The organism is Agrobacterium sp. AGB01, from assembly GCF_014851585.1.
Classification (GTDB): domain Bacteria; phylum Pseudomonadota; class Alphaproteobacteria; order Rhizobiales; family Rhizobiaceae; genus Agrobacterium.
In genome coordinates, this window is the sequence record NZ_JACVAB010000004.1 from 477,413 (window position 1) to 501,441 (window position 24,029).

Below are 24,029 nucleotides of genomic sequence, written 5' to 3' on the forward strand. Positions count from 1 at the left end.
ATCAAGCCTTCTTTCGGCCTTCGACGAGATCAATCCAGTCGGATGCGCGGCGCGCCGCTTCATAAAGGCTCGGCTTCGGGGTTTCAAACCATTCGTCCGGACGCAATTCGCGGCGCTCACGGATGGCTGCAACGGCATCATCAAGCGTCGGATAAAGTTCAGGCTGTTGTTTATGGAGAAACAGCGCCACCAGAGACACCGACCGGCTACGACCACTACGGCAATTGACGAGTACATTGCCGCCATCGGGGAACGGATAAGTCGCCCGTTTCGGCATGGTCTGGCGCAGAGCCCCATCCAGAATGTAGTAGGCACCCAGCATCATCGTATCCGGGCTTCCCTCCCCGTCGATCAGGCCAAGTTTGTAATAACGGATATCGCCGTAACCTGTGGCGAGAAGATCACCGTCCTCGTCGGCGCCCCGCACCAGATTGATGTCCAGATTGACGGCGCAATTGACAACCGTGGTAATGCCGTGGCGACGCAGCAGACCAATATCGCGCGCGCCATCACTACCACCGATATAAAGCGTGGCATTGTGCGGCCCGAGACCTTCGGCAATCTTGCTGATTGCGGGTCTGGCATAAACCGGTCCGTCCATAATCCATTCCTCCAAACCGGCGCTTGCGCCGTCATTCATCACTGCAAATTTATTCAGGCGACCGACGAAACCGGTCTCGCGCCGCTCGCTTCAATCACCGCCAGCGGAATGGCGGATGCCTTGCTTACGCCTGCTGCGACGCCACGCGCGGCGGCCAGAACTGCCCCGCCATCACGAAGGCTGCCAATTTCCAAGAACGGGCAGACATCGCCTCCAGCCTCACTGACCAACAGCAGTCCGGCAAGGCAGTCCCAGGAATTCATATGTAGTTCCAGATAACCGTCTGAGCGGCCATCCGCGACATAGGCCAGAGCAAGCGCGCCTGATCCAGCACGCCGGACATTGGTCCCCATATCGAGCAGATTTTTGACGACACCGAGATAGGTGTCGTTGGATACCCGTGTCGACCATCCCATTTCGATGGACGCGGCATCGAAACGCTGGGTTCCGGATGCACTGATCGGCTTGCCATTGAGTGTCGCGCCTTCGCCGCGAACGGCGAAATATAGTTCATCGAGTGCCGGGTTATAGATGGCACCGATTTCTGTTCGACCATCTTCAACATAGGCAATCGAGATGCAGAAATGCGGAATACCCCGCGCAAAGTTGGCAGTTCCGTCGACAGGGTCCACGACCCACACTTTGGCACCGATATGTCCGCCACCCTCTTCACCAAAGAAGGTGTCATCAGGGAAATGTTTTTCAATCATGCTGCGGATATGCGCCTCGGAAGCAGCATCCGTGACGGTGAGAAAATCCTGTGGACCTTTCATCGAAACACTGCGCTCGGCCTCACCATGAAAACCCTTAAGAACCAGCTCTCCGGCAGAGCGGATGACCGCACGGCAGAGATCGGCGCGAGCCTGAAGCGTATCGGCGTAATGCAAGCTTTCCACGAGATCACCATCAAATCGATTTGAACACGCGTGCAATATTGCACACGTGTTCATTGATTGCAAGCAACAGGCGGCGCTTGATATCGCCAATCCTGTGAATGACTATCTCCCGTTCGGCGCTACGCGACGGCTGTGGCAGGCGTGACGTAGCACGTGTTGTGCAGCACTATCAGCTCATCATAGGCAGAGACATTGCCAGCCAGAACCGGATGGCCGCTCAGCAGCGCTTCACCTTCTGCCGGGAATGGCATGAAGCGGCCACCGGCTTCTTTCACGAGGCAAAAACCGGCCATGCAGTCCCAGGCGCGCATATAAGGTTCGTAGTATCCGACGAGGCGTCCGGCCGCCACATACGCCAACATCAGGGCACCCGAACCATTGCGGATAAAACTGCCGCCACGGGCGAGCAGATCGGTGATGATCGAGCCAACCAGTTCCGGCGTCACCATGGTGTTGGAACTGATACCAGTCATTGAATTCTGGATGGTGCGGCTTGGATCAAGCTTGAGGGATTTACCGTTCAAGGTCGCACCCATGCCATCCGCCGCGGCGTAGGTTTCGTTCATGCAAGGCACCTGAATGACACCGATCACTGGCACACCGCCACGCAACACGGCAATCGATACACACCACGTTGGCAGACCGTTGACGAAAGGCGCCGTGCCATCGATCGGATCAACCACCCAGGTGTAACCAGATGTTCCGTCCTGCAGGCCAAATTCTTCACCCAGAAAGCTGTCTTCCGGAATGGCCGCGAGCACCCTTTCACGTAGAAAGGTTTCGACATTACGATCCGCAATCGACACGACGTCCTGAAGATCGCGTTTGGTCTCGACAACAAGTGTATCGCGTTTGTTGAAGTAGTCGAGTGCCAACGCACCCGCTTCTGCGGCCAGAGACTTCGCCAGTTCGAAGCGTTGATCGAAGCCGATATCATGCTTGGTCATTTCATCATTCCTATGCACTTGGTTGAATTCAAGATTGGATCAAGGCGATGCCGCGACTTTTGAACCCGAGCGTCACGTCACTTGCCGGCGGAAGGCTGGTTTCAACCGCATGATCGATAATGAACAGCGTGCCGACATCCGTCTCGACTTCGTATTCGACATGGCCGCCCAGATATGCGCTGTGCAGCACCCGACCAGCCAACCCTTGACCGCCGGGTTGCCCGATCGAAATAGAACCGGGGCGGACCGCCAGTTGTGCCGTTCCGGTTTTTGCATCACGAGCCGGTACACGATGGTCGACACCACCAACGCGGATCAGCGCATTTGGACCTTCGATGCCAACCACTTCGCAACCAATGACATTCGCTTCACCCATAAAGTCGGCGATGAAGGATGAGGCCGGCGCTTCATAAAGCTCGCGTGGAGAGCCCGATTGCGCGATCTCGCCATCTTTCATCACGATGATGCGGTCGGAGACCGCAAGCGCCTCATCCTGATCATGCGTCACGTAAACGGCCGTGAAACCCAGACGCTGCTGCAACTCGCGAATTTCAGTACGGACCCGGCGGCGCAGACGCGCATCAAGGTTGGAAAGCGGCTCGTCAAGCAGCAGCACCTGTGGTTCAAGCACCAGTGCGCGGGCAACAGCAACACGCTGTTGCTGACCGCCTGAAAGCTCGGCTGGAAGACGGTGACCCATACCCGCAAGACCCACCAGTTTCAGGCCTTCTTCGGCCTTTTCCCGCGCCTCTGCTTTACGTAGCCCTGAGGATTGCAGGCCATAAGCGACATTGTCGAGCGCGGTCATATGCGGGAACAGGGCATAGGACTGGAAAACCATGGAAACGTCACGTTCATTGGCGGGCAGCATGGTGACATCCTTGCCGCCAATCAGGATGCGTCCGGCGGTTGGGTGTTCAAGACCAGCCAGCATGCGCAGAGTTGTCGTTTTGCCGCAACCGGATGGACCAAGCAGTGTCACCAGGGTTCCCGGCTCAATGGTGAGAGACAGGTCTGGAATGGCAACGAAGGAACCAAAGGTCTTGCGAACATTCTGAAAGGTAACGGAACCGGGCTTTACGGAAATCATGCTGTTTTCTCCTGAGAGAGAGGAACGGAGTTTGCTGGCTGCAGGCCTGCGACGCGGTTTTCGCGTCGCAAACGACGCTCGCCGACCAGCAGCTGGAAGCCGGTAATGACCGTGATCATCACCACGATGAGCATTGAGGAGTAGGCAATGGCCACGCCATATTCACCGTTCTCAACGAGACCGACGATGTAGGAGGTTGCCATGTTGTATTCCGCGCTGACGAGGAAAATCACGGCGCTGATCGAGGTGATCGCACGCACGAAAGAGTAGACGAGTGCCGCCGTGATGGCCGGACGCAGCAATGGCAGGATGACCTTTCTGATGGTGCGGAAACTGTCGGCCCGCAATGTCAGCGACGCTTCATCAAGGCTCTTGTCGAGCTGGCTCATCGCCGCAATGCCGCCGCGCACGCCAACCGGCATGTTACGGAAAACAAAACAGGCAATCAGCACCAGAGCCGAACCGGTCAATTCCACCGGTGGCAGGTTGAAAGCCATGATGTAGCTCACACCGATGACCGTGCCGGGAATGGCAAAACTCATCATCAGGGCAAATTCAAAGACATTGCGACCGGCAAATTTCTGTCTGACGATGATATAGGCTGTCAGCAGGCCAACAGCAGCAGTCAGCGGCGCCGAAATCAACGCAATCTCCATTGTCGTCCAGAACGAATTCCAGGCGACACCTGTCCAGGCGATGGAGCCGTTTGCAAAACTGACCGAAAAGGCACGGATATAGTGTGCGAAGGTCAGAGAGTTATCGAGACCCCAGGTCTTCACGAAACCACCGACCAGGATCATGCCGTAAACAACGATGGTGAACAGCATCCACGGAACGACAACCGCGTGTACACCAATCGACAGGCCGCGCGGCAGGGCAATATGGGCACCGCTGTCGCCCTTTCCGGTAACCGTTGCGAAATTTTTGCCCGAAAGCCAGAAACGCTGGGCAAGGAAAGCCGATAGTGTGAAGCAGAGCAGGATGATCGCCAGAACGGCTGCGCGTGACGGGTCGTTCTGCGAACCGACCACCGCAAAGAATATTTCAGTCGACAGAACGCCATGACTACCGCCGAGCACCAGCGGATTGCCGAAATCGGCCATGCTTTCGATGAAACCAATGAGGAAGGCGTTGGCGAGGCCAGGCTTCATCAGCGGCAGCGACACGCGCCAGAAGGTGCGCCAGCGATCGGCCCGCAGCGTCTGCGACGCTTCTTCCATCGATGGGCTTACACCCTCAACAACACCAATCAGCACAAGGAATGAAATGGGGGTAAAGGACAGAACCTGGGCAATCCAGATGCCGGTTAGGCCATAAAGCCAGCGACCCGGCTCTATGCCAAAAAGATCAGACAGTCCCTGCGTGACAACACCGGCGCGACCGAACAGAAGCGTTAGCGCAAGACCGATCACAAAGGGTGGCGTGATGATCGGCAATACCGTCAGCAGACGCAGCCCCCTCTTGAACGGAAAACGGGTGCGGGTTGCGACCAGCGCAAAACCAAGCCCAAGCACGGTCGAGCCGAACGCAGTCATCAGGGCGAGGAACAATGTCCGCCAGGCGACGCCGCAGCGTTCTTCCCCGAGCACACAGCCGAGGCTCCAGATACCTGGATCCTGGATATTGCGGATAAAACCATCGGCATTAAAAGAACCGTCAAAGTCCTGAACCGAGGCAATCAGCATGCTGCCAATCGGATAGAACACGAAGACGGTAACGAGGAAAACCAGCACCGAAATCGAACCGACGACAAAGGCATCACCCTTCATTACGCCGCGTTCGGCAAGACCGAAAGCAAACAACAGCACAAAGACCAGCGACATCAAGACGCCACCGGCACCAATCGACGGCTGACCATCGGCCAGCTGGCCAAACAGGGTCTCGCTAATGGTCCATGTCCAGCCGGTAAAACCGATCGCCAGCCCCTGTAGGCTAAGGAATAGCAGACCTATCGCACCGATCCATGCCAGCAGCTTGCCGCGTCGCATTGGATCCGCGATTGGCCTGACAGCACATGCACCAACGAAAATCAGCGCAATGCCAATCAGCCACGGCTTGCCGTAGACAAGAATTTGCAGAATACCTGGCGCGTTACTGGACGCGGAGAAGAACTCCGAAAACCAGCGAAAACTGTAGAAGCCGCCTTCGATGCGGTACCAGGGGAGAAGAAACAGGGCCACTGCCCCAAGCATCAGGACAACGTCCAGCCTGCGATTGCCACGCGTCATGGCCAACCTCGCTATTTTCATGCTGATAATGAACTTGAGGCCGACACCCAAACCAAAGGTCGGGGCATCGGCCGTCACGTCTCGGATCAGTTGGCGACAGCGCCGACTTCACGATCCCAACGCTCCAAGAGAGCCTTGCGCTTGGCAGGATCGCCATAGGTCTTGAAGTCGTAGTCAATCAGCTTGATGTCCTCGAACTTCGGCGCTTCCTTCGGCACTTCAGCCGTCTTGTTGGACGGCAACTGGAAGGACTTGGCATCCTTCATACGAGACTGCACGTCCGGCTGCAGCGCCCAGTCGTACCAGATCTTCGCGTTGTCGAGGTTGCGGGCACCCTTGATGATCGACATGGAGCCGATCTCATAACCGGTACCTTCACACGGCGCGATCGATTTGACCGGGAAGCCTTCTGCCGTCTGCGCCACCGCATCATGCATGAAGACGATGCCAACCGCAGTTTCGCCACGCGCAGCCGCCTTGACCGGTGCGGAACCCGACTTGGTGTATTGCGAGATATTGGCGTTGAGCTTCTTCAGGTAATCGATGGCCTGGTCTTCACCCATGATCTGCACCAGCGAAGCAAGTGCCGTGTAGGCCGTGCCGGAGGAATTAGGGTTGGCGATCTGGATTTCGCCCTTCAGTTCCGGAGCCAGAAGATCAGCCCAGCACAGTGGCTCCTTGTAACCCTTGGACTTGAAGATTTCTGTGTTGTAGCCCCAACCGAGCGCACCGGCGTAAACGCCAACTGTCTTGTAACCGGTGCTTTCCGCCTGTTTCACGGCCCAATCCTGCAACTGGTCGAGGATTGGCGATTTGTATTCCAGCGTCAGGTTTTCAGATGCAGCCTGCATATGTGGATCGCCAGTACCGGCCCACCAGATATCGGTCTTCGGGTTGCGCGCCTCTGCACGAACCTTGGCATAGGTTTCGCCCGACGACAGGCGCACCATGTTGACCTTGATGTCATGGGACTTCTCGAAGTCGCCCTTCATCTGCTCGCAGATGACAACGTCAGCAGAGCAAATCAGGTTAAGCTCGCCTGCGGCCTGAGCACCGGTGGTGGCAAGTGCAGTACCGGCAAAAAGCAGGCTGGTCAGTATAGTCAGTCGCATGGGTATCCTCCTATAGCTTGCGTCTGAATGGGGGACAGCGTTTGAACATGGCGCTGCCGTTCGCAGCACTTGCAGTGCTGCGCTATTTGTTTTTGTTGTTTGAATTGCCGACCCTATTGCGTCGGGTGGATTTCATTGTCGAAGCGGGCTAACAGCCTACTTCGTTCTTCTGGCAGACCGAAGGTGGCAAAGTCATAATCCACCATCTTGATCATCGATATGTCTGGCGCTGTCAGCGGCAGGCTTGCCTTGGCATTGGATGGCACCTGGTTTTGACCGGCGCTAAAACCGGTTGCCTGCGCTTCCGGGCTCAAGGCGTAGTCGACAAAGGCACGTGCAAGAACCAGATTGGCCGCGCCCTTGATGATGCTGGCCGCACCAATCTCATATCCGGTCCCTTCACAGGGCGCGACGATTGCCAGCGGAAACCCTTCAATCTTCTGCGTCACCGCATCATGCATGAAGGAAATTCCGATCAACACGTCTCCCCGGGCGGCGGCCTTGACCGGAGCTGAACCTGCCTTGGTGTAGGCAACGACGTTGTGATCGAGTTTCGCCATGAAGCTGAAGGCTTCGTCCTCGCCAAACAGCTGCACAAGCGTGGCAAGCAAGGTGAACGCCGTGCCCGACGAATTCGGATTTCCAGACTGGATATGGCCGCGATAAATATCCTTGGCCAGATCCTTCCAGCAGGTCGGCGCTGGCAGCCCCGCCTCGGCCAGCAGTTCAGTATTGTAAGCAAATCCCAGCGCACCGGCATAGATTCCTGCCGAGCGCGACCCTGACATTGCATAAAAATTCTGTGCCCAGGGCAACAGGTCATTCGGATTGGCGGGGTGGTATTCTTCGAGCAAACCTTCCGAGCTGGCCTGCAAATGGGTATCGCCAGTACCGCCCCACCATACGTCTATGGTCGGATGTTCACGTTCGGCGCGTATCTGATCGAGAATTTCGCCAGTGCTCTTGCGAACCACCGAAATCTCGACACCCATCTTGCTTTCGAATGCTTTTTGCATGGTCACACACCAAGCCTCGTCGACGCCGCACAGGACGTTCAACTTCGACTCGGCCATGCCATGGCCTGCGCCGCACAGCCATAAGACCATGCTTGCCGCAAAAGCGGTCACTGCTCTCAATTGAGCCTCCCTGCTTGGAACCTCCCCGTTCCAATCTCCGCATATAGCATGTCAGATACTGCCGCCGCCGCAATCGAAGAATGGTTACCAATCTTTCACCAAAGCGCCCAACAACATGACATTTATTACAAATATGACATTTCCGATAATCACCGAAGCTTTGAAGATCGCAAAGAGCGTGCTTATGATAGCTGCGGGAGGAATACGCAGTGCTCAATCAGAAGGTAAAGATTCTGATCGTCGAGGACGATCCAGACATGTCCGAACTTATTGCCGATCTGGTCGAGGCTGAGGGTTGGGTGCCGACCTGCGCGCGATCTGCCGAGGAAGCGGACGCAATTTTGGCAACGGACACCATGCAGCTCGTGCTAGTGGACCATAACCTGCCCGGCACATCCGGTCGGACCTTTGCCCAGCGGCTGCGTACAAAGGTCGATATCGGTATTGTCATGGTAACGGCAGCGGGCAGCGCCATAGACAGGGTGCTCGGCCTTGAAACCGCCGCTGACGACTATGTGGTGAAACCCTTCGAGCCAATCGAACTGACTGCGCGCATCAAGGCGGTGTTGCGCAGGACCATTCCATCGTTGAAACACGAAAAAGACAGCGAACGCGATCACAGTCGCTCAGCCCTACATCTCGGGGACTGGGTTTTTGATCATGATGCCCATCAGGCCGTTTGCCTTGTTGATCGAAGCAAGACTTTGACAACAGCGGAATTTGCGCTGCTTGAAATTCTGGCGGAAACACCGAACCAGCCGGTCAGTCGCACACAAATCCTCGACCGCCTGGGCTCCGAAAGCGACCGCTACATTGACCGGAATGTCGATGTGCTGGTTCTGCGCTTACGCCGCAAAATCGAACGAAACCCGGACTTGCCGCGCCATATCAAGACAAGACGTGGCAAAGGATATGTGCTGCATACCGACGAAGCCGAGCTGTCCCCGTGATCAATCGTTCATTTCTGTCGTCGATTGCGTTCCGCCTGCCTTTTGCGATTGTGTTTATCTGCGTTCTGGTCTTCAGCCTCTCGGCAATCGCCATATATGGTTTGCAAAGGGCCCGTGATGAGATGGCCGCTTACGGTGTGCAGGCATTTTCCAGCCTCGGCAAGGTATCGCTGGTTTCGCGGCAGGTGTCGGATCTGGTGTCAAGCGCACCCTTCTTGATGAACGCCGCCTCGCCCTACCGGGTATCCAGCGAAAGCCGCTCGGTGGTGCAGCAGGTCGACAGCCTGCTCTCCATGATAACACCGAAAGAGGACGAGCGACGCATTCCGGGGTTTGCCAGCGACCGAATTGCGGAACTCTTGCAGCAAATTCGCACACAGACGCTCGATCTGGTCAAGGATGCTGATGCAGCGCAGGTTCACAAGGCAGATGCTGCCGCCGCACTTGGCGAAATCGCCACCGGCAAAGGCATTCTAGACCCCAATCTGCGCCAACGCATGAACGGCATCGTGCAAGCCGCCTCAACCTCTGACAGCCTTTTCCAGCTCGGCGAACTGCGCCGTCGTTATGTCTCGGAAACAACTGCCCGTCAGGAAGGATATCCGGGCCAACGCCTTGCCGCCTTCGAACTGCTGCATTATGAGCGCGTCTTCAAGGCACAGACTCAATATCTCCTTGAAATGTTTGCAATACGCGCCTCGGTCGCCAAACTTCACACCGTGTCGCGTGACCTTTCCCACGCCACCGAAACCCAAAGCGATGCAATTGCCCGTGGCCTGAACGAGGATTTGCTTTCCACGTCCGATGCGCTCAGCCGTCTGCTGGTCATCGTCGCGCTTGCGTCCTTCCTGGTGCTGGTCATGGCGGTTTTCTCCATTCGCTCGGTCATGCGTGTCTCACGCGGCATCGTCACGCTGTCGAATGGCATGAACGCGCTGGCCAAGGGTGATAAGGATGTTGGCCCGCCATCTTATCGCGGGCCGGAAACGGAACTGATTCAGCTGCTCGACGCATTTCGCGCGTTTCATGACAGCGTTGATCGTGTCTCACGGCTGCGCCGCACCGCAGAGGCTGCGGCCCGCACCATCCGCTCAACCTTCCGCAACATGAATGAAGGCATCGCGCTGTTTGACCCGAGCGGCCGGCCGATTACCATGAACCGCCGGATTATCGAGCTTGTTGGCCGCTCAGGTTCCTCTCGCAAATTGCCATTGCGACGTTTTGTGGAACCCATTCCGGAAATCGATCCGTCCTTGTTGCCATCAGATAGTGACCGCGGCGCGTTGATAGACCGCATCTTTATCCGGCATCGCGTTGACGGGCAGGTCATTGAAATCTCACTCTCACGCCAGCCGGACGGCGGCATCGTGATGCTGGCGCGTGATGTCACCGCTCTGGACCGCCAGGAAGCAGAAGCCGTAAAGGCCCAGCGACTGGATGGCATCATGCGTATGACCCATCAGGTCAGTCACGAGGTCGGAAACATGATCGGCATCATAACGGGCAGCCTCGGCCTGCTGGAACGCGAGGCCGGTTTCAATGACCGTCAGAAACGCCATATCACCCGTATTCGCAAAGCCGCCGACCGCGGGCGCTCACTTGCCTCGAGCATGTTGACGGTCGGCAGCCAGCAACCGATCCACGCGCAGCACATCGATGTCACCAGCCTGCTGCGTGGCATGGCGGATATTCTGGAGATTGCGGTTGGATCGAAATGCCATATCACACTTCATCTCAACGAGGAATTGCCAACCATTCCGCTTGACCCCGCCCTTCTTGAGCAGTCGATCCTCAACCTTTGCCTGAATGCCGCCGCCGCAATGCCAAAGGGTGGCCTGATCTCCATCGGCGCATCATCGGAAAAAGATGTACTGATCATTGATGTGACCGATGAAGGTATCGGAATGGCACCCGAAGCCGTCGACAAGGCTTTTGAACCCTATTTCACAACCCGTGAAGAACATGGTGGAGCGGGCCTTGGCTTGGCAATGGTTTATGGGTTCGTTCGCCAAAGTGGCGGAGAGGCCCATATCCACTCAACCCTTGGACAGGGCACCTCGATCAAATTGATTTTCCCCCTCACACCCTCTCAAACCTTGCAGCCAAGCATGACGCCGTAGAGGCGGTGGCGGGAATTAGACACGCAATGCCTCGATAACCACGCGCAATCCCGCAGCCATATGCCTGCGGGATGGATAGTACAGATATAACCAGTCCTCGGGCGCGCTCCATGAGGCAAGGCATTCCACAAGCCTCCCATCGGCAATGTAGGGGCGCGCTCGTTCCTCCCAGACATAGGCAAGACCTGTCCCAGACAAAGCCGCCTCAACCATAAGCTCGTGGTCGTCAAGCGAGAGCGATCCGGTCGGTTGAAACTCAATTGTCTTACCCGCCTGGCGAAACTCCCAGGCATAAGGCGTGCCATTGGGGTAGATATTGCGGATGCAAAAGTGATCGCTCAAGTCATCCGGGGAGTGGGGCAGCGCATGCCGCGCAAAATAATCGGGAGACCCGACGACGGCAAAACGCAGGCGCGGCTTAATCTTTACTGCGGTCATACCATCACGAAGACTCTCGCCAAGGCGAATACCCGCATCAAAACCTTCTTCCACGATATCAACCAATTGATCGGTCGCCACCACCTCCAGTTCAAGGTTGGGATTCTGTGCGATCAACGGTCCAAGGACAGAGCGAAAAACAAATGGCGCGACTGAACTTGGTGCATTGATGCGGACCTTCCCGAAAGGCGTATCGCGAAATTGGTTCAACGCATCAAGTGCAGATCCGATATCACCAAAGGCAGGCGACACTTGTGCAATCAACATGGCGCCGGCATCGGTCAACGAAACACTGCGTGTGGTTCGATTGAGCAAGCGCAACCCGACTCGTGCCTCGAGGTTGCTGACCGCATGACTGATTGCCGAAGCGGTAACCCCGCGTTCTTCTGCTGCGCGCCGAAAACTCTTGTGTCTTGCAACAGCATCAAAGGCAGACAATTCCGATAGTTCAGTAGCGCGCATTGATGAACCTCATTCATCATTGATGAGAGTATTATCTGTCTAATCGAACTTATAAAAAAGGTCCAGATTTCTCCTCGTAAACCGGTGCTGTTGCCGGCGCGTCAAGGAGATCCGATCATGACTGACTTCATCCCTCCAGCCAAAAACACCGCCTCCCCCTTTGCCGATATGCGCGGCCATCACGTCGCTGTCCGCACTCCTGACCTTGAAACAGTCAAGCGGTGGTACGTCGAAAAACTTGATTTCCGGGTTATTGCGGAATGGGATTATGCCGACGAAAAACTGGCATATCTCGCCCCCGCAAACGACGATCATTTTTACCTCGAAATTTTGGGCGGAGGCGATCCTTCACCAGTTGATGTCCGCCCCTATACCGACCTTGGCGATAGCCTGAAATATGCCGGTTACCATCACTTTTGCCTCACTGTCGGAAGTGTCGACACGACAGTGCAAACGCTACGTGCCCGCGGCGTTACCATCATCACCGAACCTTTTGACCTGCTGGCGATCAGTCGCCGCCTCGCATTTTTCTGCGATCCGTACGGCAATTTGATCGAACTTGCAGAAGTGCTTCCCTGATCCAGCCAACGGAACTGCAAGCAACAACATCCCCACAATCAAAAAAGGAATATCACCATGAAAATCTGGTTCATTACAGGCGCATCCCGCGGCTTTGGCGCTCTTATCACTGCACAGGCTCTGGCAAAGGGAGACGCAGTCGTTGCGACAGCCCGTAACTCCAAAGCGATCACTGAACGTTTTGGAGAACATCCCAATCTGCTGCCCGTTACACTGGACGTAACAAGCCAGGAGCAGGCAACTGCCGCCGCCAAAACTGCAATTGAACGGTTCGGCCGCATTGATGTACTTCTCAACAATGCAGGTTTTGGCCTGATGGGCGCGGTGGAAGAAGCAACACCTGCAGAAACCGAAGCTGTTTACAGAACCAATGTATTTGGTCTGCTGAATGTAACGCGCGCAGTATTGCCCCATATGCGCCAGGTTCGTTCCGGGCGTATCCTCAATATATCGTCGATTGGCGGATACCGTGGCGCGGCAGGGTTTGGTGTTTACTCATCGAGCAAATTTGCAGTCGAGGGTTTGAGTGAAGCATTGCATGACGAACTTGCTCCCCTGGGCATCCACGTCACTGTTGTGGAGCCAGGCTATTTCCGCACAGACTTCCTTGATGCGTCCTCGCTGACATCAAGTGGTGATATTATCGCAGATTATGAGGCAACAGCAGGAAAAGTCAGAGCGCTAGCAGCCAACCTCAGCCACAATCAACCTGGCGACCCAAACAAGCTGGCACGGGTGCTGATTGCCTTTGTAGACGAGCCTCGTCCACCAGTACGCCTGCCACTCGGTAGTGATACCGTTGCAGCGATCGAGGAAAAACATCAAAAAGATGCGGCAATTCTCAAGGAATGGCGTGCCATCGCAGTCTCGACGGACTTTATCACGCGCTGAAACGTTTAAATCACGGCAGTGGCTGGGAAAATCCAGTTACTGCCGTGCCTCTTTTTCTCTGACAGACAATTCAAGCGGCGAGAAAACCGCCATCGACATTGATAACGGCACCATTGACCATGGCCGTATCGGGCGAAAGTAGCGTGGCGATGGTGCGGGCAACGTCATCGGCCTCGGCAAAACGGCCGATCGGATGACGCACCATCATAGGTGCAGACTTTTCCGGATCGCTCCAGGCAGCCATTGCAAGTTCTGTCAGAGTGATGGTTGGCGCAACGGAATTGACCCTTATGCCATAAGGGCCAAACTCCTTGGCCAGCACCCGTGTTGCACCTTCAAGACCGGCCTTGGAGGCCGCGTAACACAAGTGTTCGTTAAAACCGCGATGTCCGGCAATCGAGGTTATGTTGACGATCGCACCGCCACCGCCAACGGCACGGCGGGCACGGCCAAACTCCTGACTGGTGATCAGGGCCGCCCTCAAATTGATGCCCATCACCGCCTCATAGCCCGCTTCGGTCATGTCAAAGCTTGTTTCGAGAACATTGATACCGGCACTGTTGATCAGGAAGTCAGCAGTGCCGGCCTCCGCCATAGCCTTGCGCGTTGCAGCCGGGTCAGCCAGATCAACCGTAATCGAACGACCACCAATCTCGTCACGCAGGCTGTCGAGATCCGACGTTGTCCGGCTAACGGCGATGACTTCGGCACCGCGTTCAGCCATGATACGGGCGCAAGCCCGACCGATGCCTTTGCCCGCGCCAGTGATGATGACCGATGTCCCTGAAAACTGCATGCTGGTTCCTCCCTGATATATGTGCCTGCCACTTAGCCCGAGGCTGCGGGCAACAATGGCTCAATGTCTTTTCGCACCTCACGGGCGAGTGTCTGTATTCTCAGAAATGCTTGGTAACGTGCCTCGTGCAGCGCCCGCGCCGCATCACGCACCGGCTCGCTACGCCCAGCCACAGTGGACATGGCGGGCATTGCGGCCTGCAAATCGGGGTAGAGTTTGGCGGCAACGGCCGCCAGCATGGCTGCGCCCAGCAAAACCGGCTCAGAGCAGGCCGTGACCTCAATGGGAATTCCCGTTGCGTCAGCGAGAATCTGCCGGGTTAGCGGATGTGTTCCCGCCCCGCCGGAAACAGAGATCGTGGAAACGGAGACGCCGTTTCCGGCCTGCGTTTCGATGATCTGGCGCAGTCCATAACCAAGCCCGCAAAGCCCGGCGACGTAAAGTGCGGCAAGATTGTCCGCACCGCTTTCCATGCCAAGCCCCATCACAACGGCGCGTGCATATGGATCGGCAAAAGGTGCGCGATTGCCGAGGAATTCTGGGACTACCTGCAACTGTCCGGCAAGATTTACCGCATCTGACGGTCTGTCGACGCCAGCCAGCACCCGCGCCGCAAGCCATGGCGCCAAGCTGGTACCATCCTGTTTTGCCTCCTGCGACGCCTTGCCCGCGTAGGGATGCAGGTTCAATAACTGATCGATGGCCGCACCGGCGGCCGACTGACCACCTTCATTCAGCCACATGCCGGGCACCATGGCGGAAAAATACGGGCCCCAGACACCCGGCACAAATGTCGGCTCGGCAGTCGTTGTCATGGTGCAGGACGATGTGCCAAACACGTAGCCAAGGCAGGATGATGCATCCTGCAAGCCACCTTTTGCCGCCACAGTCCCAACGCCACCGGCATGGGCGTCAATTAATCCTGCCCCGACAGCAATGCCAGCGCGCAGTCCCATCGCATCAGCCGCTTCCTGGTTCAGGCCGTTGCCCAATGGCGTTCCCGGGTGCACGACACTTTGACCAATCCGGCGAAAACCGTCATCAGGAAGGTCATCCAGCCCTATCGTACGGAAATAGGTCTCGTCCCACCTGTCCTCATGCGCCAGATAGGTCCATTTGCAGGTCACGGTGCAGGAAGATCGCTCCAATGCGCCGGTCGATTTCCAGGTCAGAAAATCCGTCAGGTCAAAGAAGTGCTTGGCACTGGAATACACCTCAGGCAGATGTTCCTTCAGCCAAAGCAGTTTCGGCGTCTGCATTTCCGGAGAGATAACACCGCCGACATAAGACAGAACCATATGTCCTGTGGCATTGATCCGCCGTGCCTGTTCAAGCGCGCGATGATCCATCCACACGATGATATCGCGTTCAGGATGCGCAGGATCGCCCACTCCGTTGGATGCGCCCTGCACCACCAGTGAGCAGGTAGCATCAAATCCGATCCCGGCCACGGCCGAGGGATCGATCGCCGCCGATGTGACGGCATCACGAACAGCCGTACACACCGCATCCCAAATCTGGGCGGTAGACTGCTCGACATGCCCCTCATCATTGCGAAAGATAAGGATGTCATGTTTGGCGGAGGCTAAAAGCGTGCCAACCGCATCAAACACGCCAGCGCGTGCCGAACCTGTGCCAACATCGACACCGATAAAGTAACTGCTCATACGATCCTATCCCTCGCCGGAGTGAAACAGCTGGCCGTGCTGTTCAAAGCACGGCTCGGCAAACTAGTCCGACCAGACTCAAACCCGGTCAAAGTTGGTCGGCAAGACCAACATATCGCGGATCGTGACGTTGCGGTTGCGGGTAAGCATGTATTCCACAGCATCTGCAACTTCGCTCGCTTCAATGATGCTGCCGGATTCCTTGGCCTTGCGCAGGTTTTCTTCCGGCCAGTCAGCAAGCAGGGCCGAGAGAACGGGCCCGGGGGAAACCTGGGCCACACGAATGCCATGCGGAATGAGCTGGCGGCGCATGGTCTGAACGAAGCAGGTCACAGCCCATTTCGAACCGGCATAGACCGGTTCCCAATAGGTCGGGAAATGGCCGGCAATCGAGCTGGTGACAATGATGTCACCGGTTTTGCGCGCACTCATATGCGGTACAACTGCATGCACATTCTTCATCACGGCATTGACATTGAGGTTGAGCATGCGGTCGATTTCGTCGGCTGAGGTCTCTGTCAGGTCGCCACCGATGTAGGTTCCGGCATTGCAATAGAGAATGTCGATATGATCGACCTTCTCGAGAATTTCGGGAACCATCGCAGCGCAACTGTCGGCATCCAGCAAGTTGGTGACCTGAGGAATGGCATTTTTACCAAGCTTGGCGACCAGGTCGTTGAGCGCTTTTTCGTTCCAGTCGACCATGACGACCGTGCAGCCATTGGCCAGAAGCTTCTCGGTCGTTGCCAGACCGATGCCGGAAGCGGCGCCTGTTATAACCGCGATTTTGCCTTCCAGTGATTGAGCCATATTATTCTCCTAACGTTATGAAAAGCTGTTGAGATTTCGTCAGCGCCATTCGCGGGCGATGTAGATAGCGAGCAGGATGATGAAGCCACGGATGATGTCCTGCAGATAGGGGTTGATACCCATCAGATTGAGGCCGTTGTTGAGGATGCCGAGCAGGACAGCACCAATCAGCGTACCGAGGATGAAACCCCGGCCACCGGCAATTGCAGTGCCGCCGAGCACCACGGCCGCAATGGCATCGAGCTCGAAACCAACGCCGGCATTGGGCTGGCCCGACATCAGGCGCCCGGTCAGAATGATGGCTGCAAGTCCCGCCGTGAGGCCGGAAATCGAGTAAACCGCAATTTTGATGCGACCAATCTTGACGCCCGACAGTCGTGCTGCCGTTTCATTGCCACCAATGGCATAGACATGGCGACCAAATGCAGTCCGCTCCAGCAGCAGCCACGCCAATGCGTAGATGATGACCATGGCGATGACAGGAACCGGAATAATACCAACACGACCGACGCCGAACCAGGAAATCCACGATGGCAGGCCCGAGATCGGGTAGCCGCCGGAATAGATAAGCCCAGCTCCACGGGCGATACCCATGGTGGCGAGAGTGACGATGATGGCCGGCATGCGGCCCCATGCCACCAGAATTCCGTTGAAAAGGCCAAGCCCGATGGCAATAGCGACGCCGGACAGCAGTCCGGCCCAGCCTGGCATGCCGAAATGTACCATCAGCCCCGCCGCCATGGTGCCGGCAAGCGCCATCAGTGCTCCGACCGACAGGTCGATACCGCCGGTTAAGATGACGAATGTCATGCCAACCGCCAGAATGGCGACGATCGATACCTGTCTCAAGACATTGAGAATGTTGGAAACGGAAAAGAAGTTATCTGAGGCGAAACCCATCAGGATCGAAACGACGATCAAGCCAGCCAGTGGCAAGGCCAAAGGCGACTGTATGATGGTCTTCCAGATCGGCGTGGCAGAGGCCTCCGCCTGAGCGCCTGTAAGAGCGTCCGCGTCATGCGACATGTTGTGTCCTCCCGGTTGTTGCATGGGTCATGATCTGCTCAGAGGTGATCGCATCGCCTTCAAGCGTTGCGACAATCCCGCCTGAGCGGAAAACACAGACCCGGTCGGACATGCCGATCACTTCAGGCAGTTCCGACGAAATCATGATGATGGAATAGCCACGGGCGGTGAATTCGCGCATGAGCTGGTAAATTTCGGTTTTGGCGCCAACATCAATGCCGCGGGTCGGCTCGTCAAAAATCAACACCTTCATGTTGTGGTTGATCCAGCGGGCAATCACCACTTTCTGCTGGTTGCCACCAGACAGCGTATCGACGCGCGCATGCGGGCTTGACGCCTTCACTCGCACCCGCTGCATGGCAGTGCGGGTATCAGCGAGCTCACGCGAGCGGTTGATGAAGAAGTGGCCGATCAGGTATTTGCCGTAATTGTTCAGCGAGACATTGTGCATGATCGGGAAACTGGTGATCAGCCCCTGCTCCTTGCGACTTTCAGGAAGCAGACCGATACCCGCCTCCAGTGCCTGGGACGGATCGGCAAACCGTATCTCGACACCATTGATCAACAGTTTGCAGCGCGCGGCCCGATAGGCACCAAGCATCGCCAGAACTGTTTCGGTACGACCCGAACCTACCAGACCGGCAAAACCGAGGATTTCTCCTGCTTTGAGGTGAAAACTGGAAACCGGTCCGCTTCTGGTGAGCTTGACCTCTTCCACCTCAAGAACAGTCTTGGCATCGGCAGGACTGACAGGTTTTGGCGGGAAGCTGTTTTCGATCCGGCGACCAACCATCATTTCGACCAGCCGTGCCTGATTGACGTCGCTGACAGCACAGGAGGCCACAAATTCACCGTCCCGCAACACAGTGATGCGGTCGCAAATCTCAAAAATCTCTTCGAGATGGTGCGAAATGAAGATGATCGCGACACCCTGTTTCCGAAGGCTGCGCATGACGTGAAACAGATGTTCGACTTCGGCCGGCGTCAACGTCGCTGTTGGTTCGTCGAGCACAAGAATACGGGCGTCGAGTGCCAGTGCCTTGGCAATCTCTACAAACTGCTGTTCGGCAACCGACAAATTGCGGATTGGCACATTCAATGGAATGGAGATACCGAGTTGTTTCATGATTTCGGCGGCGCGCTTGCGCATCGCCGATCGTTTCATGAAACCGAGCCCGTTGCTGAGTTCGCGCGCCAGAAACATGTTTTCGACCGCATTCAAATAAGGAACGAGCGAAAACTCCTGAAACACCACACCGATACCGGCATCGATCGCTTCATTATAGTCACTGAAGTGGCGAACCTCGCCGTTGATGCGGATTTCGCCTTCACTGGGTTTCACAATCCCGCACAGGATTTTCATCAGTGTCGATTTGCCAGCACCGTTTTCACCCAGTAGCGCGTGAACTTCACCCGCCTGCACGGTGAGATCCACCCCATGCAGAACCTCGATCCTGCCAAAGCTTTTTTTGATGCCGTTCAACTGTAGCATCTGTTCCTCCCGTGTTTGATTGGAAAAGTCGCCCCCGCCGTTTCCGGCGAGGGCGCTCGGGAGGCGCTTACCAACTGAAGTCGGCAGCGTTTTCTTTGGTGACTGGACGGACGTCGATTGGCACTTCCTTCGGCACGACGCGCGCACCCCACTTCTGTGCCAGCGCCATGGCAAGGCCTACGCGGATCTGGTCACGCGGAAACTGTGCGGTGGTCTGGATGAATGGCGTACCTTCGGCGATCGCCTTGACGGCTTCCGGTGCACCATCAACCGAGGTCAGCTTGACGTCGCGGCCCGAGCCCTGGATGGCGGCAAGTGCGCCCATGGCACCACCGTCGTTGACCGAGAAGATACCCTTGAGGTTTGGACGTGCCTGCAACATGTTTTCGACAACGCCGAGTGCAATCGAGCGATCCTGACGACCGTTCTGCGTATCGACCAGCTTGATGTCCTTGAATTCGGCAAGCGCTTCCTTGCAACCTTCCACGCGCTGCAGGATCGGAATAACCGGGATACCGTCGAGAATTGCGACTTCGCCTTCGCCGTTCAGCGCCTTGCCGAGAGCCTGGCAAGACTGGTAACCGGCATCCTTGTTCTTGGAACCAACGAATGTATCAACCGGGCCGTTGGCATTGGCATCAACGGCAACAACAATCACATTCTGTGCCTTGGCTGCATTGACGGCGGCCTCCACGCCGGCCGAGTCTGTCGGGTTGAGAAGCAGAATGTCGATCTTCTGCTGCAACATGTCTTCAACGTCGGAAATCTGCTTGGCAACGTCATGGGCGGCATCTGTCACTATAACCTGCGCACCGAGGGATTTCGCTGCCTCGTCCAGCGCTTCCTTCATCGAGACGAAATAAGGGTTGTTCATTTCCTGAAATGTCATGCCGATCTTCAACTTGGCGTCCTGCGCCAAGGCAGGCACCGCGGTCAGCGCGACGGTGGCGATCGACAATGCTGTCAAAGCTCTTTTCATGTCAGTTTTTCCTCCCTTTGAACGGCAGGCAAAGCCCGGCCGTTTCCGGAAAGCACCATGCTTTCCGAATTCTATTGTCCCGGTACGGGATATGGATCGTGGCGCTTATCCGGCGGCTTTAAATGCTCCGTTGGCTTTAAAGGTCGCGCGGAATTGCGAAGGCGACATTCCCTTCAGGTTCTGGAAATGCCGGTTGAAATTCGAAATATTGGAAAAGCCGATCTCGTAGCAGATTTGGGCAATCTTGACTTCGGGACGCGTCAACAGTGTCAGACAGGCCAAATCGACACGCAGCTGGTTCTTGTAACGAACTAGCGTTGTTCCGGTATGGCGTTTGAAAGCCCGTGAAAAGGAACTGGCGGTGTGCCCAACCATGTCAGCGAGATCGCGCTCATCAATATCGTCGGTCAGATGTTCACGCAGGTGCGCGATGGCCCTGTTAATGCCGCTTTCATTGATATTCGACAGGTCCAGTTCATAGCTCAGACTGGCCAGCACTTCCGGTTCGGGCGCATTTGCCAGGACATCAAGGATTTCCCAAAACAGTGCCAACCGCATGATGCCGCGTGTCTCGATCAATTTCTCGATCAAAGGGCGCACCTTGTCACTCGTGACGTTGTCGAACAGCAGGCCGCGATGGCTGCGCTCTAGAAGCGGTGCAATGGCTTCCATCTCCGCCATGCCGGCAACACTGTCGTCGACAAATTTCTGCGGGAACTGAAGAACCAGCGAGCGGGCAGGCACGATTTCGTCAGGCTCGATATCGGAAATCCAGTTTTGAGGCAGATTGGGGCCGGTCATGATCAATTGGCCGGGTTCAAAGCGACCGATGTGGTCACCGATGTAAAAACGACCGGAGGTCGCAACAACAAGATGAATTTCATATTCAGGGTGATAGTGCCAGCGAACCGTGCGAAACGGATAGCCGTGTCTCCACGCAGCGAAGCTTTCGCCTTTGCGGATATGGACCAGTTCCAGATCGGGTTGCACAGCGTTTCCTCCCACCGAGCGCACAATGTCTGCGGCAAAATCTGCAAACCTCCAATTTGCAAATTTCATCATTAACAAGACCATAACCCCTGAAATTCAAGGCATCTACATCATGGCGAAAATTAAACCGATACTTTTTTGACAGCAGTTTTGCCGTGAGCGTTGATGATGACAGCCGAATGTACAAGGACAGAGACGACACGCTGTCGTCTCTGTCGCACGTTTTTTATCGGTAGGATTTGCCTGAAACTGCCCCTCTGAAGGACGGACTTTCTGCGGCTCCGCAAGCTGTTTAGACCGTCAGAACCTGTATGTCAGACCAACTTTGACACTATGGTAATTGAGCGAGTTAGAGGCATTGCGTCCGTTGATAACGCCCGAGGAGCCGGTGTGATCGGTATATTCGTAAATCGGAGATTCGTCGGCATCGCAAATTGCCGGATCGATGTCGCAGAGCCAGGACATGGTCGAACCCGTGGCTTACATCGAAGGCTCAAGCAACACAGCGACACAGCGACACGCCGTTTCAGCATCGATCATCAGGGAGCAATTACCAAAAAAATCCGGCTGTACCGCACAGTATAAACATGATAATAATAGTCATGTTTAAGTGACCCAATTTATCGCCCTGCGGTCGTGCCAGCCGCACACGCCAATCTGACTCAATCAATATGCAACGACCCGCATCAGCAACCAATCCCCCGGACAGCGGGACCAGCCCGCGCAGACTTTCCTGGCGGCTCGGTGTCTGGCTGTCGCCTTTGCCGCCAATATCGGCACTTGTCGTGTCTGCCATCGTTCATGCAGGCGCCAGCGGCGCGCTGCTCACACTCGGATATTCCGTCGACATGCCCGTCGCGGAGCCGGAAACAACAGCCATTGCGGTTGAGATAATTCCTGAAACCACGCCACAGGCCGAAGCACCTACCCAGATAGAGAAGGGCGAACCGGATACTATCGTCGTCGAAGAACCAGTTGCAGAGCCCATCGAAGAAGCGGCCCCTTCCGAACCGTTGGAGGTCGCAACACTACAGTCGGAGGTCGAGCTGCCGGATCTGGTGCCAATGCCGGTCCAAAGGCCGAAAACCCCGCCTCAACCCAAAAATGATAAGGCGAGCGAAAAGTCCAGAAAAGCAGTACCAAAAGGTATCGAGCACGAGCCTGTGCCGGATATCGCGCTGAGCGACAAGACAACCGAGGTAAGAACCGCGCAAATGTCAGGGCAATATGCGTCGCTTGGCAGCGAGACCCGCAACGTTCGGGCCGAGCAGCGTTGGCTGGGCCAACTTGCAGCCCATCTGGAACGGCGCAAGCGATACCCGCAGACGGCGCAATCGCGTCGGCTGGAGGGCACAGTTCGCGTACGTTTTCTTGTTTTGCCCGATGGTACTGTGACAGAAACTGAACTGCTCAGTTCGTCAGGCATTGTCGAATTGGATGACGAAGTGCTGAACCTGCTGGATCGCGCCTCACCTCTTCCAAAACCACCCGCTGATGTTAATCCGTTGATCACAGTTCCGGTTAATTTTTCCATCAAACGGTGACGGTGCAACAGACATTATGACTGTTATCATAACCTTCGGTGTCTGCGGCGAGCGCGAAAACTTTTGGAACTGATGGCACGCATGGACGTTTGTCTAACTCCAAACAAGAGGAGAAAACGACCATGGATCACACTAATCACGTTCGTCTCACGACCACTGAACTCACGCCAGCAGTTCTGGAAGGCGCGACAGTTTACGGTGCTGACGATCACAAGGTTGGCAAGGTCGACCACATTCACGGCGTAGGCGCAGGCGGTAAGGCCATCATCGACGTCGGCGGCTTCCTCGGCATCGGTGCAAAACCTGTCGCGGTTCCGCTCAGCGATCTAGATTTCATGCGCGACGAGGACGGTGACATCCACGCGGTGACGGCATGGACAAAAGATCAGCTCAAGGACATGCCTGAGCATCACCACTAAATTCCAGTTCGAAGCCCGGCCACCGCGCCGGGCTTTTTACATTAGTTGCTGTTCCCATGAGCGGATATTCCAGATCGGCACATGCTGCATGGGACAATTTGCAACGGTTCACATGATTTTAACAAAATAGATGGATGTCACGCGCTGTTTTCTTGATCAGTTGATCCCAGTCAACTTATAAGGCGCCCATGACATCTGATTCAAAAATTTTCGTCGGCTTAAGGTCAACCAAAAAAACCAAGGCTGCATCAAGCAAGCCGCTTGGCCCGAAGTGCCAATGGGACGGCTGCGAAAACGAAGGCGCGCACCGTGCCCCCGTTGGCAGGGACGGCGAAGGGCTGTACCTGTTGTTCTGTCCGAAGCACACCAAGGAATACAACAGCGGATATAACTTCGCAGTTGAGTTATCCGACCCCGTTGTCGCGCGGTACCAGAAGGAAGCAGCGACAGGCCGTCGCCGCACCTATGGCACACCCGTCAACAAACCGTCGGAAGCTCCGCTGCCGTCGTCCGCGCGGTCCGGTTCCGCCAAAACCATCAATGCCCGCAAGGATGCGGAACAGCGCCAGCGTGAAAAAGCTCAACTTAAGCAGCGCAAGTTGAAGGTGCTGGAAGCAAAGGCTTTCGAAACGCTTGGACTGTCAGAGGATGCAACACCTGAAGAAATCAGGGTCCGCTACAAACAAAAACTGAAAATGCATCATCCCGATGCCAATCAGGGTAACCGCAACTCGGAAGACGATCTGCGTGCAGCCATCGACGCGCACAAAATCCTCAAGCTCAACGGTTTCTGTTGAAGCTATAGGCAATGGGGCGCGCAAGCCGTTGCTCGCGCACCCCATGTTGCGACAGTCCA

22 protein-coding genes are annotated in these 24,029 nt (G+C 56.0%); 7 read left to right on the forward strand and 15 right to left on the reverse strand.

Annotated elements, in window-relative coordinates:
* Window position 1: 1 nt before the first annotated feature.
* From IB237_RS16960 to IB237_RS16990, 7 genes are all read right to left on the reverse strand, one after another.
* Window positions 2-601, reverse strand: coding sequence for a dual specificity protein phosphatase (locus IB237_RS16960; RefSeq protein ID WP_192489853.1), 600 nt, complete (start codon window positions 599-601; stop codon window positions 2-4).
* Between the two features lie 53 nt (window positions 602-654).
* Window positions 655-1,497 (reverse strand): inositol monophosphatase family protein, encoded by an 843-nt coding sequence (locus IB237_RS16965; RefSeq protein WP_192489854.1) that lies wholly within the window; start codon window positions 1,495-1,497, stop codon window positions 655-657.
* A gap of 119 nt (window positions 1,498-1,616) precedes the next feature.
* Window positions 1,617-2,444, reverse strand: a complete 828-nt coding sequence (locus tag IB237_RS16970; protein ID WP_192489855.1) for an inositol monophosphatase family protein — start codon at window positions 2,442-2,444, stop codon at window positions 1,617-1,619.
* 28 nt (window positions 2,445-2,472) lie between these two features.
* Window positions 2,473-3,534 carry an ABC transporter ATP-binding protein gene (locus IB237_RS16975; RefSeq protein ID WP_192489856.1) on the reverse strand — a complete coding sequence of 354 codons (1,062 nt, stop codon included), beginning with the start codon at window positions 3,532-3,534 and terminating at the stop codon, window positions 2,473-2,475.
* Window positions 3,531-5,762: an iron ABC transporter permease gene (locus IB237_RS16980; RefSeq protein WP_192489932.1), complete on the reverse strand. Its 2,232-nt coding sequence runs from the start codon at window positions 5,760-5,762 to the stop codon at window positions 3,531-3,533. The genes IB237_RS16975 and IB237_RS16980 overlap by 4 nt, the downstream gene beginning before the upstream one ends.
* 86 nt (window positions 5,763-5,848) lie before the next feature.
* Window positions 5,849-6,874, reverse strand: a complete 1,026-nt coding sequence (locus tag IB237_RS16985) for an ABC transporter substrate-binding protein (RefSeq protein ID WP_192489857.1) — start codon at window positions 6,872-6,874, stop codon at window positions 5,849-5,851.
* Between the two features lie 113 nt (window positions 6,875-6,987).
* The gene (locus IB237_RS16990; protein WP_192489933.1) at window positions 6,988-7,980 is read right to left on the reverse strand and encodes an ABC transporter substrate-binding protein; all 993 of its coding nucleotides are present in this window, start codon (window positions 7,978-7,980) and stop codon (window positions 6,988-6,990) included.
* A 239-nt stretch (window positions 7,981-8,219) separates the two neighbouring features.
* Between IB237_RS16990 and IB237_RS16995 the strand changes: the two genes are divergently transcribed.
* Together IB237_RS16995 and IB237_RS17000 are read left to right on the forward strand one after the other, a co-directional pair.
* Window positions 8,220-8,960, forward strand: a complete 741-nt coding sequence (locus IB237_RS16995; RefSeq protein WP_192489858.1) for a response regulator transcription factor — start codon at window positions 8,220-8,222, stop codon at window positions 8,958-8,960.
* Window positions 8,957-11,080, forward strand: a complete 2,124-nt coding sequence (locus tag IB237_RS17000) for an ATP-binding protein (protein ID WP_192489859.1) — start codon at window positions 8,957-8,959, stop codon at window positions 11,078-11,080. The genes IB237_RS16995 and IB237_RS17000 overlap by 4 nt, the downstream gene beginning before the upstream one ends.
* 15 nt (window positions 11,081-11,095) lie before the next feature.
* On the opposite strand, the gene IB237_RS17005 is transcribed toward IB237_RS17000, so the two are convergent.
* Window positions 11,096-11,980, reverse strand: a complete 885-nt coding sequence (locus IB237_RS17005) for a LysR family transcriptional regulator (protein WP_192489860.1) — start codon at window positions 11,978-11,980, stop codon at window positions 11,096-11,098.
* Between the two features lie 117 nt (window positions 11,981-12,097).
* Between IB237_RS17005 and IB237_RS17010 the strand changes: the two genes are divergently transcribed.
* Complete coding sequence (locus tag IB237_RS17010; RefSeq protein ID WP_192489861.1) at window positions 12,098-12,559, forward strand: VOC family protein; 462 nt, start codon at window positions 12,098-12,100, stop codon at window positions 12,557-12,559.
* Window positions 12,560-12,616: 57 nt separating this feature from the next.
* The gene (locus tag IB237_RS17015) at window positions 12,617-13,450 is read left to right on the forward strand and encodes an oxidoreductase (protein ID WP_192489862.1); all 834 of its coding nucleotides are present in this window, start codon (window positions 12,617-12,619) and stop codon (window positions 13,448-13,450) included.
* 70 nt (window positions 13,451-13,520) lie between these two features.
* Here the strand turns inward: IB237_RS17015 and IB237_RS17020 are convergent, their stop codons facing one another.
* The 7 genes from IB237_RS17020 to IB237_RS17050 form a co-directional block, all read right to left on the reverse strand.
* Entirely contained in the window at window positions 13,521-14,246 is a 726-nt protein-coding gene (locus IB237_RS17020) for an SDR family oxidoreductase (protein ID WP_192489863.1), read from the reverse strand.
* 32 nt (window positions 14,247-14,278) lie between these two features.
* Window positions 14,279-15,913, reverse strand: a complete 1,635-nt coding sequence (locus tag IB237_RS17025) for an FGGY-family carbohydrate kinase (protein WP_192489864.1) — start codon at window positions 15,911-15,913, stop codon at window positions 14,279-14,281.
* Window positions 15,914-15,991: 78 nt separating this feature from the next.
* Window positions 15,992-16,723 (reverse strand): SDR family oxidoreductase, encoded by a 732-nt coding sequence (locus IB237_RS17030; protein ID WP_192489865.1) that lies wholly within the window; start codon window positions 16,721-16,723, stop codon window positions 15,992-15,994.
* 39 nt (window positions 16,724-16,762) lie between these two features.
* Complete coding sequence (locus IB237_RS17035) at window positions 16,763-17,749, reverse strand: ABC transporter permease (RefSeq protein ID WP_192489866.1); 987 nt, start codon at window positions 17,747-17,749, stop codon at window positions 16,763-16,765.
* Window positions 17,739-19,241: a sugar ABC transporter ATP-binding protein gene (locus IB237_RS17040; protein ID WP_192489867.1), complete on the reverse strand. Its 1,503-nt coding sequence runs from the start codon at window positions 19,239-19,241 to the stop codon at window positions 17,739-17,741. The genes IB237_RS17035 and IB237_RS17040 overlap by 11 nt, the downstream gene beginning before the upstream one ends.
* Window positions 19,242-19,308: 67 nt before the next feature.
* The gene (locus IB237_RS17045; RefSeq protein WP_192489868.1) at window positions 19,309-20,220 is read right to left on the reverse strand and encodes an ABC transporter substrate-binding protein; all 912 of its coding nucleotides are present in this window, start codon (window positions 20,218-20,220) and stop codon (window positions 19,309-19,311) included.
* Window positions 20,221-20,325: 105 nt separating this feature from the next.
* On the reverse strand, window positions 20,326-21,210 hold the full coding sequence (locus tag IB237_RS17050) for an AraC family transcriptional regulator (RefSeq protein WP_192489869.1): 885 nt from the start codon (window positions 21,208-21,210) through the stop codon (window positions 20,326-20,328).
* Between the two features lie 671 nt (window positions 21,211-21,881).
* Between IB237_RS17050 and IB237_RS17055 the strand changes: the two genes are divergently transcribed.
* From IB237_RS17055 to IB237_RS17065, 3 genes are all read left to right on the forward strand, one after another.
* Window positions 21,882-22,754 carry an energy transducer TonB gene (locus IB237_RS17055; RefSeq protein ID WP_192489870.1) on the forward strand — a complete coding sequence of 291 codons (873 nt, stop codon included), beginning with the start codon at window positions 21,882-21,884 and terminating at the stop codon, window positions 22,752-22,754.
* Window positions 22,755-22,876: 122 nt separating this feature from the next.
* Window positions 22,877-23,173: a PRC-barrel domain-containing protein gene (locus IB237_RS17060; RefSeq protein ID WP_192489871.1), complete on the forward strand. Its 297-nt coding sequence runs from the start codon at window positions 22,877-22,879 to the stop codon at window positions 23,171-23,173.
* 188 nt (window positions 23,174-23,361) lie between these two features.
* Window positions 23,362-23,970, forward strand: coding sequence for a J domain-containing protein (locus IB237_RS17065; protein ID WP_192489872.1), 609 nt, complete (start codon window positions 23,362-23,364; stop codon window positions 23,968-23,970).
* Window positions 23,971-24,029 lie beyond the last annotated feature (59 nt).

Coding starts and splice junctions, on each gene's coding strand:
- IB237_RS16960 (WP_192489853.1), bottom strand. CDS start 601: ATGGACGGACCGGTTTATGCCAGACCCGCAATCAGCAAGATTGCCGAA.
- IB237_RS16970 (WP_192489855.1), bottom strand. CDS start 2,444: ATGACCAAGCATGATATCGGCTTCGATCAACGCTTCGAACTGGCGAAG.
- IB237_RS16975 (WP_192489856.1), bottom strand. CDS start 3,534: ATGATTTCCGTAAAGCCCGGTTCCGTTACCTTTCAGAATGTTCGCAAG.
- IB237_RS16980 (WP_192489932.1), bottom strand. CDS start 5,762: ATGACGCGTGGCAATCGCAGGCTGGACGTTGTCCTGATGCTTGGGGCA.
- IB237_RS16985 (WP_192489857.1), bottom strand. CDS start 6,874: ATGCGACTGACTATACTGACCAGCCTGCTTTTTGCCGGTACTGCACTT.
- IB237_RS16990 (WP_192489933.1), bottom strand. CDS start 7,980: ATGGTCTTATGGCTGTGCGGCGCAGGCCATGGCATGGCCGAGTCGAAG.
- IB237_RS17005 (WP_192489860.1), bottom strand. CDS start 11,980: ATGCGCGCTACTGAACTATCGGAATTGTCTGCCTTTGATGCTGTTGCA.
- IB237_RS17010 (WP_192489861.1), top strand. CDS start 12,098: ATGACTGACTTCATCCCTCCAGCCAAAAACACCGCCTCCCCCTTTGCC.
- IB237_RS17015 (WP_192489862.1), top strand. CDS start 12,617: ATGAAAATCTGGTTCATTACAGGCGCATCCCGCGGCTTTGGCGCTCTT.
- IB237_RS17020 (WP_192489863.1), bottom strand. CDS start 14,246: ATGCAGTTTTCAGGGACATCGGTCATCATCACTGGCGCGGGCAAAGGC.
- IB237_RS17025 (WP_192489864.1), bottom strand. CDS start 15,913: ATGAGCAGTTACTTTATCGGTGTCGATGTTGGCACAGGTTCGGCACGC.
- IB237_RS17030 (WP_192489865.1), bottom strand. CDS start 16,723: ATGGCTCAATCACTGGAAGGCAAAATCGCGGTTATAACAGGCGCCGCT.
- IB237_RS17035 (WP_192489866.1), bottom strand. CDS start 17,749: ATGTCGCATGACGCGGACGCTCTTACAGGCGCTCAGGCGGAGGCCTCT.
- IB237_RS17040 (WP_192489867.1), bottom strand. CDS start 19,241: ATGCTACAGTTGAACGGCATCAAAAAAAGCTTTGGCAGGATCGAGGTT.
- IB237_RS17045 (WP_192489868.1), bottom strand. CDS start 20,220: ATGAAAAGAGCTTTGACAGCATTGTCGATCGCCACCGTCGCGCTGACC.
- IB237_RS17055 (WP_192489870.1), top strand. CDS start 21,882: ATGCAACGACCCGCATCAGCAACCAATCCCCCGGACAGCGGGACCAGC.
- IB237_RS17060 (WP_192489871.1), top strand. CDS start 22,877: ATGGATCACACTAATCACGTTCGTCTCACGACCACTGAACTCACGCCA.
- IB237_RS17065 (WP_192489872.1), top strand. CDS start 23,362: ATGACATCTGATTCAAAAATTTTCGTCGGCTTAAGGTCAACCAAAAAA.